12 protein-coding genes and 1 pseudogene are annotated in these 13,868 nt (G+C 73.6%); 3 read left to right on the top strand and 10 right to left on the bottom strand.

Annotation, left to right across the window (positions count from 1 at the left end; translation table 11 throughout):
- Window positions 1-35: 35 nt before the first annotated feature.
- Together AB0B40_RS28775 and AB0B40_RS28770 are read right to left on the bottom strand one after the other, a co-directional pair.
- Window positions 36-1,556: an aldehyde dehydrogenase family protein gene (locus AB0B40_RS28775; protein WP_362266333.1), complete on the bottom strand. Its 1,521-nt coding sequence runs from the start codon at window positions 1,554-1,556 to the stop codon at window positions 36-38.
- A 178-nt stretch (window positions 1,557-1,734) separates the two neighbouring features.
- Window positions 1,735-2,652 carry a LysR family transcriptional regulator gene (locus AB0B40_RS28770; protein ID WP_345053675.1) on the bottom strand — a complete coding sequence of 306 codons (918 nt, stop codon included), beginning with the start codon at window positions 2,650-2,652 and terminating at the stop codon, window positions 1,735-1,737.
- A 101-nt stretch (window positions 2,653-2,753) separates the two neighbouring features.
- Between AB0B40_RS28770 and AB0B40_RS28765 the strand changes: the two genes are divergently transcribed.
- The gene (locus AB0B40_RS28765; protein WP_345053673.1) at window positions 2,754-4,148 is read left to right on the top strand and encodes an MFS transporter; all 1,395 of its coding nucleotides are present in this window, start codon (window positions 2,754-2,756) and stop codon (window positions 4,146-4,148) included.
- 59 nt (window positions 4,149-4,207) lie between these two features.
- Window positions 4,208-5,032 (top strand): serine hydrolase domain-containing protein, encoded by an 825-nt coding sequence (locus tag AB0B40_RS28760; protein WP_345053670.1) that lies wholly within the window; start codon window positions 4,208-4,210, stop codon window positions 5,030-5,032.
- Window positions 5,033-5,246: 214 nt separating this feature from the next.
- Here the strand turns inward: AB0B40_RS28760 and AB0B40_RS28755 are convergent, their stop codons facing one another.
- From AB0B40_RS28755 to AB0B40_RS28735, 5 genes are all read right to left on the bottom strand, one after another.
- Window positions 5,247-6,236, bottom strand: coding sequence for a malate dehydrogenase (locus tag AB0B40_RS28755; protein ID WP_345053668.1), 990 nt, complete (start codon window positions 6,234-6,236; stop codon window positions 5,247-5,249).
- Between the two features lie 380 nt (window positions 6,237-6,616).
- Window positions 6,617-8,017 carry a DUF2690 domain-containing protein gene (locus tag AB0B40_RS28750; RefSeq protein ID WP_362266330.1) on the bottom strand — a complete coding sequence of 467 codons (1,401 nt, stop codon included), beginning with the start codon at window positions 8,015-8,017 and terminating at the stop codon, window positions 6,617-6,619.
- A 139-nt stretch (window positions 8,018-8,156) separates the two neighbouring features.
- Entirely contained in the window at window positions 8,157-8,483 is a 327-nt protein-coding gene (locus tag AB0B40_RS28745; protein ID WP_345047289.1) for a hypothetical protein, read from the bottom strand.
- 194 nt (window positions 8,484-8,677) lie between these two features.
- Complete coding sequence (locus tag AB0B40_RS28740) at window positions 8,678-9,151, bottom strand: DUF3017 domain-containing protein (RefSeq protein WP_345047287.1); 474 nt, start codon at window positions 9,149-9,151, stop codon at window positions 8,678-8,680.
- Complete coding sequence (locus AB0B40_RS28735; protein WP_345047286.1) at window positions 9,141-9,995, bottom strand: bifunctional methylenetetrahydrofolate dehydrogenase/methenyltetrahydrofolate cyclohydrolase; 855 nt, start codon at window positions 9,993-9,995, stop codon at window positions 9,141-9,143. Before AB0B40_RS28735 ends, AB0B40_RS28740 begins: the two co-directional genes overlap by 11 nt.
- 241 nt (window positions 9,996-10,236) lie before the next feature.
- Between AB0B40_RS28735 and AB0B40_RS28730 the strand changes: the two genes are divergently transcribed.
- Window positions 10,237-10,806, top strand: coding sequence for a hypothetical protein (locus AB0B40_RS28730; RefSeq protein WP_362266328.1), 570 nt, complete (start codon window positions 10,237-10,239; stop codon window positions 10,804-10,806).
- A 310-nt stretch (window positions 10,807-11,116) separates the two neighbouring features.
- On the opposite strand, the gene purH is transcribed toward AB0B40_RS28730, so the two are convergent.
- From purH to AB0B40_RS28715, 3 genes and pseudogenes are all read right to left on the bottom strand, one after another.
- Window positions 11,117-12,679, bottom strand: coding sequence for a bifunctional phosphoribosylaminoimidazolecarboxamide formyltransferase/IMP cyclohydrolase (gene purH, locus AB0B40_RS28725; RefSeq protein WP_345047282.1), 1,563 nt, complete (start codon window positions 12,677-12,679; stop codon window positions 11,117-11,119).
- A complete protein-coding gene (gene purN / locus AB0B40_RS28720) occupies window positions 12,676-13,314 on the bottom strand; it encodes a phosphoribosylglycinamide formyltransferase (protein WP_345047281.1) in 639 nt (212 codons plus the stop codon). The genes purH and purN overlap by 4 nt, the downstream gene beginning before the upstream one ends.
- Before the next feature lie 259 nt (window positions 13,315-13,573).
- Window positions 13,574-13,868 (bottom strand): annotated as a pseudogene (locus AB0B40_RS28715) (hypothetical protein); the annotation flags it as partial.

The raw sequence follows: 13,868 nt of genomic DNA, 5'->3' as shown, positions 1-13,868 counted from the left end.
AGGGGTGAGGAGAGGTGCTGCGCGCGGCGGCCGGGTCAGCCGGCGAACCAGCGCACCGGGCGGGGCGCGAGGTTCTGGTAGACGTGCTTGGTCTCGCGGTACTCGGCGAGTCCGGCGGGGCCCAGCTCGCGGCCGGTGCCGCTCTTTCCGAAGCCGCCCCACTCCGCCTGCGGCAGGTAGGGGTGGAAGTCGTTGATCCAGACGGTGCCGTGCCGCAGCCGGCCCGCGACCCGGCGGGCCCGGCCGGCGTCGGCGGTCCACACCGCGCCGGCGAGGCCGTACTCGGTGTCGTTGGCGAGGGCGACGGCCTCGTCCTCGGTGCGGAAGGTCTCGACGGTGAGGACCGGGCCGAAGACCTCCTCGCGGACGACCCGCATCTCGCGGTGGCAGGCGTCGAGGACGGTCGGCTCGTAGAACCAGCCGGACGCGGGGCGTTCCGGTGACGGCTCCGGCCGCTTGCCGCCGCAGCGCAGCACCCCGCCCTCGGCCAGCGCGGAGGCGACGTACGCCTCGACCTTGGCGCGCTGCTGCTCGGAGACGAGGGGGCCGCACTCGACGCCGTCCGCCGTGCCGCGGCCGAGCCGGATCTTCTGGGCGCGGCGGGCGAGTTCGGCGACGAAGCGCTCGCGGACCGACTCCTCGACGATGAGGCGGGCGCCGGCCGAGCAGACCTGGCCGCTGTGGATGAAGGCCGCGTTGAGGGCCTGGTCCACGGCGGTGTCGAAGCCCTCCTCGGTGGCGCAGGCGTCGGCGAAGACCACGTTGGGGTTCTTGCCGCCGAGTTCGAGGGCGACCTTCTTGACGGTGGGCGCGGCGGCCTGGGCGACCTTGGTGCCGCTGGCCAGGCCGCCGGTGAAGGAGACCAGGTCGACGTCGGGGTGCTCGGCGAGCCGGGCGCCGACGGTGTGGCCGGGGCCGGTGACGATGTTGGCCACGCCCGCGGGGAGGCCGGCTTCCGCCAGCAGCTCGATCAGTGCGACGGTCGTCATGGGGGTGATCTCGCTGGGCTTGATCACGAAGGTGTTGCCGGCGGCGAGCGCCGGGGCGATCTTCCAGCTGGCCTGGAGGAGCGGGTAGTTCCAGGGGGTGATCAGCGCGCAGACGCCGACCGGCTCGTGCACGACCACGCTGTGGATGTCCGGCGAGCCCGCGTCGACCACCCGGCCGGGGGCCTCGGCGGCGACCAGGTCGGCGAAGTAGCGGAAGGCGTCGGCGACACAGTCGATGTCGACGCGGCCCTCCTCGGCGGTCTTGCCCGCGTCCCGGCTCTCCAGCAGGCCGAGTTCCTCGCGGTCGCGCACCAGCAGGTCGGCGACGCGGCGCAGCAGGGCGGCGCGTTCGGCGACCGGGGTGTGCGGCCAGGGGCCGTGGTCGAAGGCGTGCCGGGCGGCGGCGATCGCGCGCTCGGCGTCCTTCTCGTCGCCCTCCGCGACCACGGTGAAGGGGCGGGCGTCCGCGGGGTCGAGGATCTCCCGGGTCGCGCCGGAGATCGCTTCCAGCCACTCACCGCCCGCGTGGATGGTCGCCTGGGCGTGTCGTTCCGTTCTGTCCGCCATGATCGGTATTGCCTTCCGTTCCTGTTCCGTGCCCCTGTGTCACAGGCGAGTCACGCTCGGGGACCGTCGCCACCTGCCCAGGGCTCGGCGACGCATGCGGAATCCATGGCCGAAAGTGCGCGGGGTCACTGAAAAGGCACCGCAAAACGGACGAAAGCGGGCAACACTCCGATCTTGGCTACCGGTCCGGTGGTCCCGAGACCATGAGTTCCCGTACACAGCCGCGCAGCCAGGCGTGTGCCGGGTCGGCGTCGTGCCGCGGATGCCAGGCGAAACCCACGCCCACGGTGGGCAGGCGGAGCGGGATCTCGAAGGTGACCAGGCCGAGCGCGTCGGCCAGTGGCCGCCCCCACTGGCTGATCAGCCCGATCAGCCCGGACTCGCGCAACACGAACAGGGAGGCCGGGTAGGTGCCGACACTGCCCACCACCTGGCGCTCCAGGCCCAACTCGGCGAGGGCGTCGTCGATCGGCCCGCGCTGCCTGCCGCGCCGGGAGACGATGAGGTGCCCCGCCGCCCCGGCGAACCGCTCGGGCGTCAGCTCCCCTTCGAGCAGCGGATGGCCGGCCCGTACGACGCCCAGTATGCGGTCCTCGTAGACCGTCTCCACATGCACCTCGGGCGCGACCGAGTCGATCACCCCGACCTCCAGGTCGGCCGTGCCCTGGCGCAGGAACGGGGCGTCCACGTGGCTCTCGCTCAGGAAGCGCAGGCGGATGCCGGGCGCCTCGCGGGCGGCGCGGGCGAACAGGGGCGGCCCGTGGGTGGCGGCCATCGCGTCGTGGCCGAGGATCGTGAAGGTCCGGCTCACCGTGCGCAGGTCGGCGTCCCGGCCCGGCGCGAACAGCGCCCGGGCGCGCTCCACCACGGCGCTCACCTCGGCGCGGACGGCCAGCGCGTGCGGTGTCGGCACCATCCGCCGGCCGGCCCGGACCAGCACGGGATCGCCGAGCGCCTTGCGGACACGGCCGAGAGCGCGACTCATGGCCGGCTCGGACAGGTGCAGACGGCGGGCCGCGCCCTGCACGCTCTGCTCCTCCAGCAGCACGTCCAGTGCGACCAGCAGATTCAGGTCCAGGCCGGCGGATTGCGTCATGTGCAGGTATCCCTTGCAAAGGTTGCACTGGAAGGCAGGTCGCTGCCGAGCCTACGGTGAAGGCGCACCCCACACCACCCACCAGCTCCCCGGGAGGAGCCGTGCCCCCGCACGCCCTGAAACGCCCCACCCTGCTCACGCTGTGCGCCTGCGTGCTGGTCGCGCAGAGCATGGTGGCCGCCGTCAACCTGCTGATACCGCAGCTCGGCTCGTCCGGCCTGCACCCCTCGCACACCGAGATCCTGTGGACGGTCGACGCCTACGTCATCGTCTTCGCGGGCCTGCTGATCCCGGCCGGCGCGCTCGGCGACCGGTACGGCCGCAAGGGCGCCCTGCTCACGGGCCTGGCCCTGTTCGCCGCCGGCGCCGCGACCAGCGCGCTCGCCCCGGACCCGGCGCTGCTGATCGCGGGCCGGGGCCTGTCCGGCGCCGGGGCCGCGCTGATCACCCCCGCGACGATGTCGATCCTGATCCAGCTGGCCGGACCCGAGCGCCGCGCCCAGGCGCTGGCCTCCTGGACGCTGGCCATGGGCCTGGGCGGCCTGGCCGGCAATCTGGGCGGCGGCCTGGCCGGTCAGTTCCTGTCCTGGCGGGCGCTGTTCGCCGCTATGGTGCCGCTGGCCGCCGTCCTCGCCGCCGCGGTGGCCGTGACCACCCCGCGCACGGCCCGCTTCGCGCCGGCCCGCCCGGACGCGGTCGGCGCCCTGCTGCTCACCGCGGGCCTGGCGGCGGTGCTGTTCGGCATCATCGAGGGCCCCGGGTACGGCTGGACCTCGGTCCGCATCGTGACCGCGTTCGGCACCGGCGCCCTGCTGGTGGCGGCGTTCACCGCCCACGCCCTGCGCTCGGGTGCCCCGCTGTTCGACCCGCGTGTCTTCCGCTCCGGTGAGCTGCGCGCGACCACGCTGGGCCTGGCGACCGGCTTCTTCGGCCTGTTCGCGCTGTTCTTCGTCAACTCCCAGTACCTCCAGCAGGTCAAGGGCTTCACTCCGGCGGTGACCGGGGTCGCGATCGCGCCGCTGATCGTCGGCATGGCCCTGGTCCCGAAGTTCGCGGCCCGCTGGCCGGCGCGTCCGGTCGTCGGCACCGGGCTCGCGCTGATCGGTCTGGGTCTGCTGGCCGCGTCCCTGGCGGACGCCCACACGCCGTACGCGCTGTACGCCTGCTGGCTGCTGGTCATCTCGGCGGGCGCCGGCCTCGCCCTGCCGGCGCTCACCCTGGGCGTCGCGGTCTCCCTGCCCCCGCACCAGGCGGGCCTCGGCTCCGGCCTCGGCACCTCGGCGCGCGAGATCGGCGCGGCCCTCGGCGTCGCCGTCGCGGGCACCGCCCTGGCCGGCCACGCCGACTTCGCCCACGCCATGGGGCCGGCGCTGCGGGTGGTGGGAGTGACGGTGCTGGTGGCGACGGCCGTGGTCATGGCGGGTTACCGCGGCTCCGGCCGGTCCGCCCTGGCGGCGTCGGGGACCCCGGCGCCGGCCGAGGAACCGGTGGCCTGAACCCGACGGTGGGTCACGGCCGCCGGCACAGAATGCGGATCCCGACCGAGAGGACCGCCGTGCGCCGCATCCCGACCTGTGTACTGACCGACGCGGGCCCGCCCCGGGTGACCGGCGGGCACGCGGTGGACCGGTACGTCCAGATCGGGTCCCTCACGAAGGCGCTGACCGGCACACTGCTCTCCCGGATGGCGCGGGCGGGCGTGGTCGGGCTCGACGACCCCGTCGAACGGTGGCTCCCGGCGCCGCCCGGCACGGGCGTCACCCTGCTGAACCTGGCCCGGCACACCTCGGGACTGCCCCGGCTGCCGCCGCGCCTCGGACGCCGGGATCCGTACGCGGACTTCGACCGTGCGGAGCTGCTGCGGCTCGTGCGCGGACTGGACACGGTCGCGGTACGCCCGCCGGGCGACGAGGAGTACTCCAACCTGGGGTACGCCGTCCTCGGCGCGGCCCTGGCCGCCGCGGGCGGCGCCGCCTACGAGGAACTTCTGGACGACCACGTCCTGCGGCCGTCGGGCGTCACCGAGGTGACCGCCCGCCCCGCCCCCGGGCAGCGGCTGACGGCACCGGGCCTGCTGCCGGGCGTACGGCGCAGGCCGTGGACGATGGACGGGGCGATCCTCCCGGCCGGCGGCCTGTGGGCCACACCGCGCGCCGTCGCCGATCTCGTCGTACGGCTGCTGGTGGAACGGCGGCTGGGCGAGCCCTCGGTGAGCTGGCAGTCGTCCGGGCCGCTGCGCTGGCACAACGGCGCGACCGGGGACGCGTCCGTGTTCGCCGGGGCGATGGACGACGGCCGCTGGGTGGTGGTCCACCGGCTGAACGGGCGGGCGGACGACACGGACCGGGCCGGGATCGAGGCGCTCAGGCCGGGGGTGTGACCCGGCCGGACACGCCGGATACGACGAGGTCCCCTCCCGCTGCTGCGGGAGGGGACCTCGTGCGTGGAGCGCCGGGCAGGCCTTGCACCTGCATCTCCCCGCAGGAAGCGGGGCGTCTTTCCTTGGACCACCAACGCATCACCTGGTGCCGGGTTTCCGGCGGCCGGTGCGTGATCAACTATAGCGCACCGGCGCCGGGGGCGACCACGTCAGGTCAGATGAGGCCGAGGCCGCGGACCGCGTCGCGCTCCTCCGCCAGCTCCTGCACGGAGGCGTCGATGCGGGCGCGGGAGAAGTCGTTGATCTCCAGGCCCTGGACGATCTCGTACTTGCCGTCCTTGCAGGTGACCGGGAAGGAGGAGATCAGGCCCTCCGGGACGCCGTAGGAGCCGTCCGACGGGATGCCCATGGAGGTCCAGTCGCCCTCGGCGGTGCCGTTGACCCAGGTGTGGACGTGGTCGATGGCGGCGTTGGCGGCGGAGGCGGCCGACGAGGCACCACGGGCCTCGATGATCGCGGCACCGCGCTTGGCGACGGTCGGGATGAAGTCCTCGGCCAGCCACTTCTCGTCGTTCACGACCTCGGCGGCGTTCTTGCCGGCGACCGTGGCGTGGAAGATGTCGGGGTACTGGGTGGCGGAGTGGTTGCCCCAGATGGTCAGGCGCTTGATGTCGGCGACCGTGGAGCCCGTCTTCTTCGCCAGCTGGGTCAGGGCGCGGTTGTGGTCCAGGCGGGTCATCGCGGTGAAGCGCTCGGCCGGGACGTCCGGCGCGGCGGCCTGCGCGATGAGCGCGTTGGTGTTCGCCGGGTTGCCGACGACGAGCACCTTGATGTCGTCCGCGGCGTGGTCGTTGATGGCCTTGCCCTGCGGCTTGAAGATGCCGCCGTTGGCCTCCAGCAGGTCACCGCGCTCCATGCCCTTGGTGCGCGGGCGGGCGCCCACCAGCAGGGCGACGTTGGCGCCGTCGAAGGCGACGTTCGGGTCGTCCGTGATGTCGATGCCCTGCAGCAGCGGGAAGGCGCAGTCGTCCAGCTCCATGGCCGTGCCCTCGGCGGCCTTGAGCGCGGGGGTGATCTCCAGCAGGCGCAGCTTGACCGGCACGTCCGCGCCGAGCAGCTGGCCGGAGGCGATGCGGAAGAGCAGGGCGTAACCGATCTGGCCGGCCGCGCCGGTGACGGTGACGTTCACGGGAGTGCGGGTCATGGCGTTCTCCGTATGACAGCTGGCGGTGGGGCGTCCCTGCCCCGGGCGGATGATCGATCTCTTGGCATCAAGAGAGATCCAGCGGTCAGGCTATCGCGCATCCGGCATGCGAGACGTCCGGGGCCATGTGGCTCAGCCCACAAGGGGTCAGGGGGTGACGTACCGGCCCGGCACCAGGAACTCGGCACCGGCTCGGCAACACGAATCGGCGGCCGTCCGTCGTCCGGGGAGAGGAGGGACAGAGACGGGACGGCCGCCGCCGGGGTACCGGTGTCCCGGAATCCCGTGGGGGTGGCGTTCGCGTGCCCAGGAACCGGCCGGCTATGCGGGCGTTGCGGAATTTCCCCCTCCGCGCTCTCCGCTCTCCCTGCCCGCGGCCGTCACTCGGTGCATCCGGTGCGGCCAGAGGCGAGAGTGGCGCAGGCCCTGGCCTGCGCCGGGCCCCCTACGGCGACCATCGGGGTGTACCCGATCGTGTCCCCGACGGCGGTGATGTCACCCGTCTGCCGCTCCTTGCCGACGGTGACCCGCACGGTGTCCCCCGGTGCGCCGCCGGTGATCCGGCCCCAGGCCGTGCCGCAGGCTCTGCTGTAGCGGACCTCCAGGGTGGTGGTGCCGACGGTGGCGGTCTTGGCGGTGGTCACCAGGTCGCCGCTGCACCCCATGGCCTCGGCGTCCTTGCCGGTGCAGGCGGAGCCGGCGCACTTGACCCCGGGCGGGGGGCTCGTGCGGGGGCGGGCCGACGGGGAGGGTGAGGTGGCCGCGCCCCGGGTCCCGTGGCCGTCGCCGCCGTGGTGGGTGAAGAAGAAGACGCCGGCGATGAGGGCGAGCACGCCGAACAGGCCCGCGAAGAACATCGTGACCTGCTGCCGGCGCACGGACCACCCGGCGGCCGACGCCGGTCGCGGGGCCTCGGACTGTGCGCCGTAGGGGCCGGGGACGCCGACCGTGCCGGGGGCGCCTGGGACGCCGATCGTGCCGGGGGTGCCGGGGGTGCCCGGGACGCCGGCCGTGCGGGGGGCGCCGGGGGCGGCAGTCGTGGCGCGAGCACCAGCCGCGCCGGGGCCACCGGCCGTGCCGGGCGGGGTCGGCGTGCCCGGCGGGACGGATCCGGTGCGCGGGCCGGGCGGGACCGCCGTGCCGGACGGGGTGGAGGCGGGGCCCGGCGGGGTGCCGGCCCGGCCGGTGAGCGGGCCGGCCGGGGGCCGGCCCCCCGCCTGCGACGGGCCGCGGTAACCGGCCAGCCCCCAGGAGTTCTTGACGGGCAGCGACGCCCCGGCGCCCTCCGGGCCTTCGGCACTGTCCCGGGCACCGGTCTCCGGGTCCGCCGACTGGGCGGGGATCGTCGGCGAGACACCGGCGGGGCCCGCGATCCCCGGCACGGCGGCGGACCCGCCGGCGCGCCGGGCGGCCGTCCTGGTGCCCTTCTCCGGGGACGCCCCGGCCTCGCCGAGCGCGGCTCGCGCCTGCGAGACGCGCAGCGCGTCCATGGTGGTGTCGTGCCGCATCTCCGCCCGGCTCCAGGCACGTTCGGCCAGCTCCCACAGGGTGGTCAGATGGCCGGGGTGGGTACCGGTCGCCTCGGCGAGCGCGATGACCGCGCCCTTGGGCGCGAGGAGCCCACCGCCCAGGTACCGCTCCCAGGACGTCTTGCTGTAGCCCGTCCGGTCGGCCAGTACCGCGACACTCAGACCGCTGCCGTCCACCAGTTGCCGTAGCCGGCCGGTGAACTCCCTGATCTGCGGGTCCAGATCCTCCGGCAGGGCTTTCCAACGAGGCATGGGTTCCCCCTCTTCCCCCGGTCGTGCTGTCGATCTCGCGCACGGCCCCGAGCCACCCACAGGGACGCGCCGACCAAGGATCCCAGGTCCGGGGGCGGGGTGCACACGAGCGGGTGGCGCACCGCCGCCTCGCGGGAGGTCAGCACGCCGAGGCCGGCGGGGGTCCGGCGCCGGCAGGCACCGCGACCGCGCCCGGCACCGCGACCGCGCCCGGCAGGGCGGCCGGGAGGGCGGCGAGGGCGACCGGGAGGGCGGCGAGGGCCGCGAGGGCGTGGGGACGGGGGGTGAGTTCCGGCCATCCCTGTGACCGGGGCTCCCGTCCGAGCAGGTCCGAGCAGGTCCGAGCAGGTCCGGGCAGGTCCGGGCAGAACGGCCGCCAGGCCATGGCCGCCGCGACCGACGTGTCGATGCGTGGACGACGAGTGGGCGCGGGGTCCTCGGTCGCATCGCCGCGGGTAACCCGCACGGGCGACACCCGCAGGCAACCGGAGCTACTTCCGCAGAAGTTGCGGCTACCGACCTGCTACCGCCCTGCGATGCCGGGGTGGTTCAGCCCGGGGACGGACGCGGGCCGCGGTCGGGCGGCCGTAGCGCCGGGAGGGCGACACGGCAGACGGCCCGCGCCCCCGGGGGCGCGGGCCGTCTGCCGTCGTGCAAGCGCTACTTGGCCAGCGTGAAGTGCAGGATGTCCTTGAGGAACGGCAGCTTCAGCAGCGGGTCGGGCTGGATCATCAGTGCCAGCAGGGAGATCGCCAGACCGAGGACGCCGTAGGTCACGATGTCCGTGAAGCGGGAGCGTACGGCGAGCATGCCGACGTCCGGCAGCAGCCAGCGCAGCACCGCGCCGCCCAGCAGCGCCACGCCGATGAGCAGGGTCCCCGGACGGAACGCGTCCAGCGCGGTCACCAGCAGGCCGATCGCCACCAGACCGGTGACGGCGAGCATCGGCCACTGCCGGGCGGGCGCCGGGGCGTCGCGGGCCGCGGCCCGGCCGCCGCCCTCGGGCCGCGCGGTGTCCTTGGTGAACAGCGGGAAGCGTCGGGTGGTGCGGCGCGGGCGCCCGTCGGCGTCGGGGGCGCTGATGGCGTCGCGCACGGTCGGTTCCGCGGGCCCGCGGGAGTCGTCAGCCGGCACTGCGCTCCGCCGCCTCGACCACGTTGACCAGCAGCTGCGCCCGGGTCATCGGACCGACGCCACCGGGGTTCGGGGAGATCCAGCCGGCCACCTCGGCGACGTCCGGGTGGATGTCACCGACGATGCGGCCCTCGGCGTTGCGGGAGACGCCGACGTCCAGGACGGCCGCGCCCGGCTTGACGTCCTCGGCGCCGATCAGGTGCGGGGACCCGGCCGCCGCGATGACGATGTCGGCCCGCCTCAGATGGGCGGAGAGGTCACGCGTGCCGGTGTGGCACTGGGTGACGGTGGCGTTCTCGCTGCGGCGGGTGAGCAGCAGCGGCATCGGGCGGCCGATGGTGACGCCGCGGCCGACGACCACGACCTCGGCGCCCTTGATCTCCACTCCGTGCGCCCGCAGCAGGCTGAGGATGCCGTTGGGGGTGCAGGGCAGCGGGGCCGGCTCGTTCAGGACCAGGCGGCCGAGGTTCATCGGGTGCAGGCCGTCGGCGTCCTTGTCCGGGTCCATCAGCTCCAGGATGCGGTTCTCGTCGATGCCCTTGGGCAGCGGCAGCTGGACGATGTAGCCGGTGCAGGCCGGGTCCTCGTTCAGCTCGCGGACGACCGCCTCGATCTCCTCCTGCGTGGCCGTGGCCGGCAGCTCGCGCTGGATGGAGGCGATGCCCACCTGGGCGCAGTCGCGGTGCTTGCCTGCGACGTACTTCTGGCTGCCGGGGTCGTCCCCGACCAGGATCGTGCCGAGGCCGGGCGTGACGCCCTTCTCCTTCAGCGCCGCCACGCGGGCGGTCAGATCGGACTTGATCGCTGCTGCGGTGGCCTTGCCATCGAGAATCTGGGCGGTCATGGTCCCATCCTCGCGGATGACCCGGCCCCGGTTCCAATCCGGGTGTCACGACATGATCAGTGATGTTGCACTTGCACAACACCTGACGTATCCGGCTGGACAAGTAAGAGCCCGTTAAAGAACGATGAGCACACAGTGCCGCGGGCAGTGCCGGGGGGACGGACCGCATCTGTAGAACTCTCCTCCGAACCGTGCCGCGTGTCGTCCCCGCACTTGAGCAACGCAACGGAGGAAGACCGCCATGAGCTTTGGCGACCCGAACAATCCCTACGGCGCACCGCCGCAGCAGCAGCCGCCGGCCGCCCAGTACGGCTACCCGCAGGGCCAGCAGCCCGGTTACGGCTACCCCCAGGCGCCGCCCGTGGGCGCGTACGGCATGAGCGCGCCCCAGACCATGCCCGGCAACGTCAGCGCGGCACGCGTGATGATGTGGGTGATCGCCGGACTGCAGGTCCTCGGCATCGCGCTCTTCGCGTTCAGCGCCGCCAGCGTGAGCGCCGCCAAGAACGACAACGCCGTCAAGGACGACGCCGCGTTCCAGCAGCTCGCGGACTACTCCTCGGGCCTGCTGTGGGGCATCACCCTGTTCGCGGTGGCCTGGGCGGTGTTCACGGTCGTCCTGGCGCTCAAGTTCAACACCGGCGGCAACGGCGTCCGCATCACGGTCCTGGTGTACGGCATCATCACGGCGGTCCTCGGCATCTACCCGTTCGTGATCGTCGGCCTGATCCACACGGTGCTCGCCATTCTGATCGCCTGCTTCGTCGGCGGTTCCAACGGCTCGGCCTGGTTCAACCGCCCGCGGTACTGACCCGCCAGGGCCCCTCGCGCGCCAGGGCCGCGTTCCGTCCGCCCGGACGGAACGCGGCCCGTTGCGTCTGGCGAAGCCGGTGGAGACACAAGCCGGTGGAGACACATCCCCTCCGCCCCTCCGCACCTCCGCCCTTGCGCACTTGCGCACTTGCGCACTTGCCGGTGCCGCCGCGTGTCCGGGAGGGGTGCCGTCCGGACACGCGTGGTCCCGCCCGTCGGAGGACGGGCGGGACCGGACCGCTCAGAGCGGTGGGCGCTCAGCGCGGTCGGCGGCTCAGCGCCGTCGGCGGCTCAGCGCGGTCGGCGGCTCAGTGGAAGAAGTGGCGCGTGCCGGTGAAGTACATCGTCACGCCCGCCTTCTTCGCGGCCTCCACGACCTGCTCGTCCCGGATCGAGCCGCCCGGCTGGACGATCGCCCGGACACCGGCGGCGATGAGGATCTCCGGGCCGTCCGGGAAGGGGAAGAAGGCGTCGGAGGCCGCGTAGGAGCCCCGGGCCCGCTCCTCGCCGGCCCGCTCGACGGCCAGCTTGCAGGAGTCGACGCGGTTGACCTGGCCCATGCCGACGCCGACCGAGGCGCCGTCCTTGGCGAGCAGGATCGCGTTGGACTTCACAGCGCGGCACGCCTTCCAGGCGAAGGCCAGCTCCCGCAGCTCCTCCGGGGAGAGCGCCTCACCACTGGCGAGCGTCCAGCCGGCCGGGGCGTCGCCCTCGGCCTGGAGCCGGTCGGCGACCTGGAGCAGCGCGCCGCCGTCGATCGGCTTGACGTCGACCGGGTGGGCCGGGGCGCCGGGGCAGCGCAGCACGCGGATGTTCTTCTTCTTGGTGAGGGCCTCCAGCGCGCCCTCCTCGTAGTCCGGGGCGACGATGACCTCGGTGAAGATCTCGGCGACCTGCTCCGCCATCTCCTTGCTGACGGGGCGGTTCACGGCGATCACACCGCCGAACGCGGACAGCGGGTCGCAGGCGTGCGCCTTGCGGTGCGCCTCGGCGACGTCCGAGCCGATCGCGATGCCGCAGGGGTTGGCGTGCTTGATGATCGCCACGCAGGGCTCGTCATGGTCGTACGCGGCACGGCGGGCGGCGTCCGTGTCCGTGTAGTTGTTGTACGACATCTCCTTGCCGTGCAGCTGCTCGGCCGCCGCGAGCCCGCCCTCGCCGGAGGTGTAGAGGGCGGCGGGCTGGTGCGGGTTCTCGCCGTAGCGCAGGGTGTGCGCGCGCTCCAGGGTGGTGCCGATGAACTCGGGGAAGGCCGAGTCGTCCGCGGGCGCGTAGGCGGAGGCGAACCAGGAGGCGACCGCGATGTCGTACTCCGCGGTGTGCCGGAACGCCTCGGCGGCCAGGCGCTTGCGGGCGGCGAGGTCGAAGCCGCCGTCCTTCACCGCCGCGAGGACGTCGGCGTACCGCTCCGGGCTGGTGACCACGGCCACGGAGGGGTGGTTCTTGGCGGCGGCGCGGACCATCGAGGGGCCGCCGATGTCGATCTGCTCGACGCACTCGTCGGGCGAGGCGCCGGAGGCGACGGTCTCCTGGAACGGGTAGAGGTTGACCACGACCAGGTCGAACGGCTCCACGCCCAGCTCGGCGAGCTGCTCGCGGTGGCTGTCCAGGCGCAGGTCGGCGAGGATGCCCGCGTGCACCCTGGGGTGCAGGGTCTTGACCCGGCCGTCCAGGCACTCGGGGAAGCCGGTCAGCTCCTCGACCTTGGTGACGGGGACGCCGGCGGCGGCGATCCGGCCGGCCGTGGACCCGGTGGAGACCAGCTCCACACCGGCCTCGTGCAGCCCGCGGGCCAGCTCCTCCAGGCCGGTCTTGTCATAGACGCTGACGAGCGCGCGACGGATGGCCCGCTTGTTGCTCTCGGCGGTCACTGGATAACTACCTTTCGTCCCTCGATGCGATAGCCGTTGCGGGCGAGCCGCCCCACGACCTCGACGAGCAGCCTTCGCTCGACTTCCTTGATGCGCTCGTGCAGCGCGCTCTCGTCGTCCTCGTCCCGGACCTCCACCACGCCCTGGGCGATGATCGGGCCGGTGTCGACGCCGTCGTCGACGAAGTGGACGGTGCAGCCGGTGACCTTGGCCCCGTACGCGAGCGCGTCACGGACGCCGTGGGCGCCCGGAAAACTGGGGAGCAGGGCGGGGTGGGTGTTGACGAGGCGTCCGCCGAAGCGGGCCAGGAACTCCTTGCCCACGATCTTCATGAAGCCGGCGGAGACGACGAGGTCGGGCTCGTGCCCGGCCACGGCCGCGGTGAGGGCGCCGTCCCACTCCTCCCGGGAGCCGTGGTCCTTCACCCTGCACACGAAGGTGGGGATCCCGGCGCGCTCGGCACGGGCCAGCCCCTCGACACCGCTACGGTCGGCGCCGACGGCCACGACCCGGGCGCCGTACGCCTCGGCACCGAGGGCGGCGATCTCGTCCAGCAGCGCCTGGAGATTGGTGCCGGAGCCGGAGACCAGCACGACGAGGCGCTTGACTGCCGGGCCGGCGGAGGTGGCGGCCACGATGGGGCCCTTTCTCGGGTTGCGATCCGTGTACGGCCGGTTTGTACAGTCGTACGAATGCTTCGCGCCCCGGTATACGGGGAAGTCTACGAAGCGGCCGACCGCCAGCAACGATACCGGCACTCCGGAAGGGCCCCTCGGGACGGGTGCCCGGCCGGAAGGTAGCGTTCGCACGGATCACGAAAGAGCAGCCTCGGGAACGCGGTCGTCGTGCGGTGCGTTCACGGGGTGGAAGCTCACGTCGGACTGCCGTAGTCACCTAGGGGAAGACGCTCTTTTGATGCCCGATCGCAGCCTGCGACTCCTCACGTTCCCGCCGCGCCCGGTCCAGGGAGGCGAGCGTGGCGCCGCACTGCTGCGGGAGCGTCCGGCCTGGCCCCCGGCGCAGACCCCACGGGGTGGCCCCGACGGCTCCGGGCAGGGCGGCACGGGGCACGGCGGCTCCGGGGCGGGCGGTTCCGGGCAGGGCAGCGGTTCCGGCGTGGGTGGTTCCGGGCAGGGCGGTTCCGGGCAGGGCAGCGGTTCCGGCGTGGGTGGTTCCGGGCAGGGCGGTT

The organism is Streptomyces sp. NPDC042638 (genome assembly GCF_040647235.1).
GTDB classification, from domain to species: domain Bacteria; phylum Actinomycetota; class Actinomycetes; order Streptomycetales; family Streptomycetaceae; genus Streptomyces; species Streptomyces rameus.
This window is presented reverse-complemented; position numbering and strand designations above follow the sequence as displayed.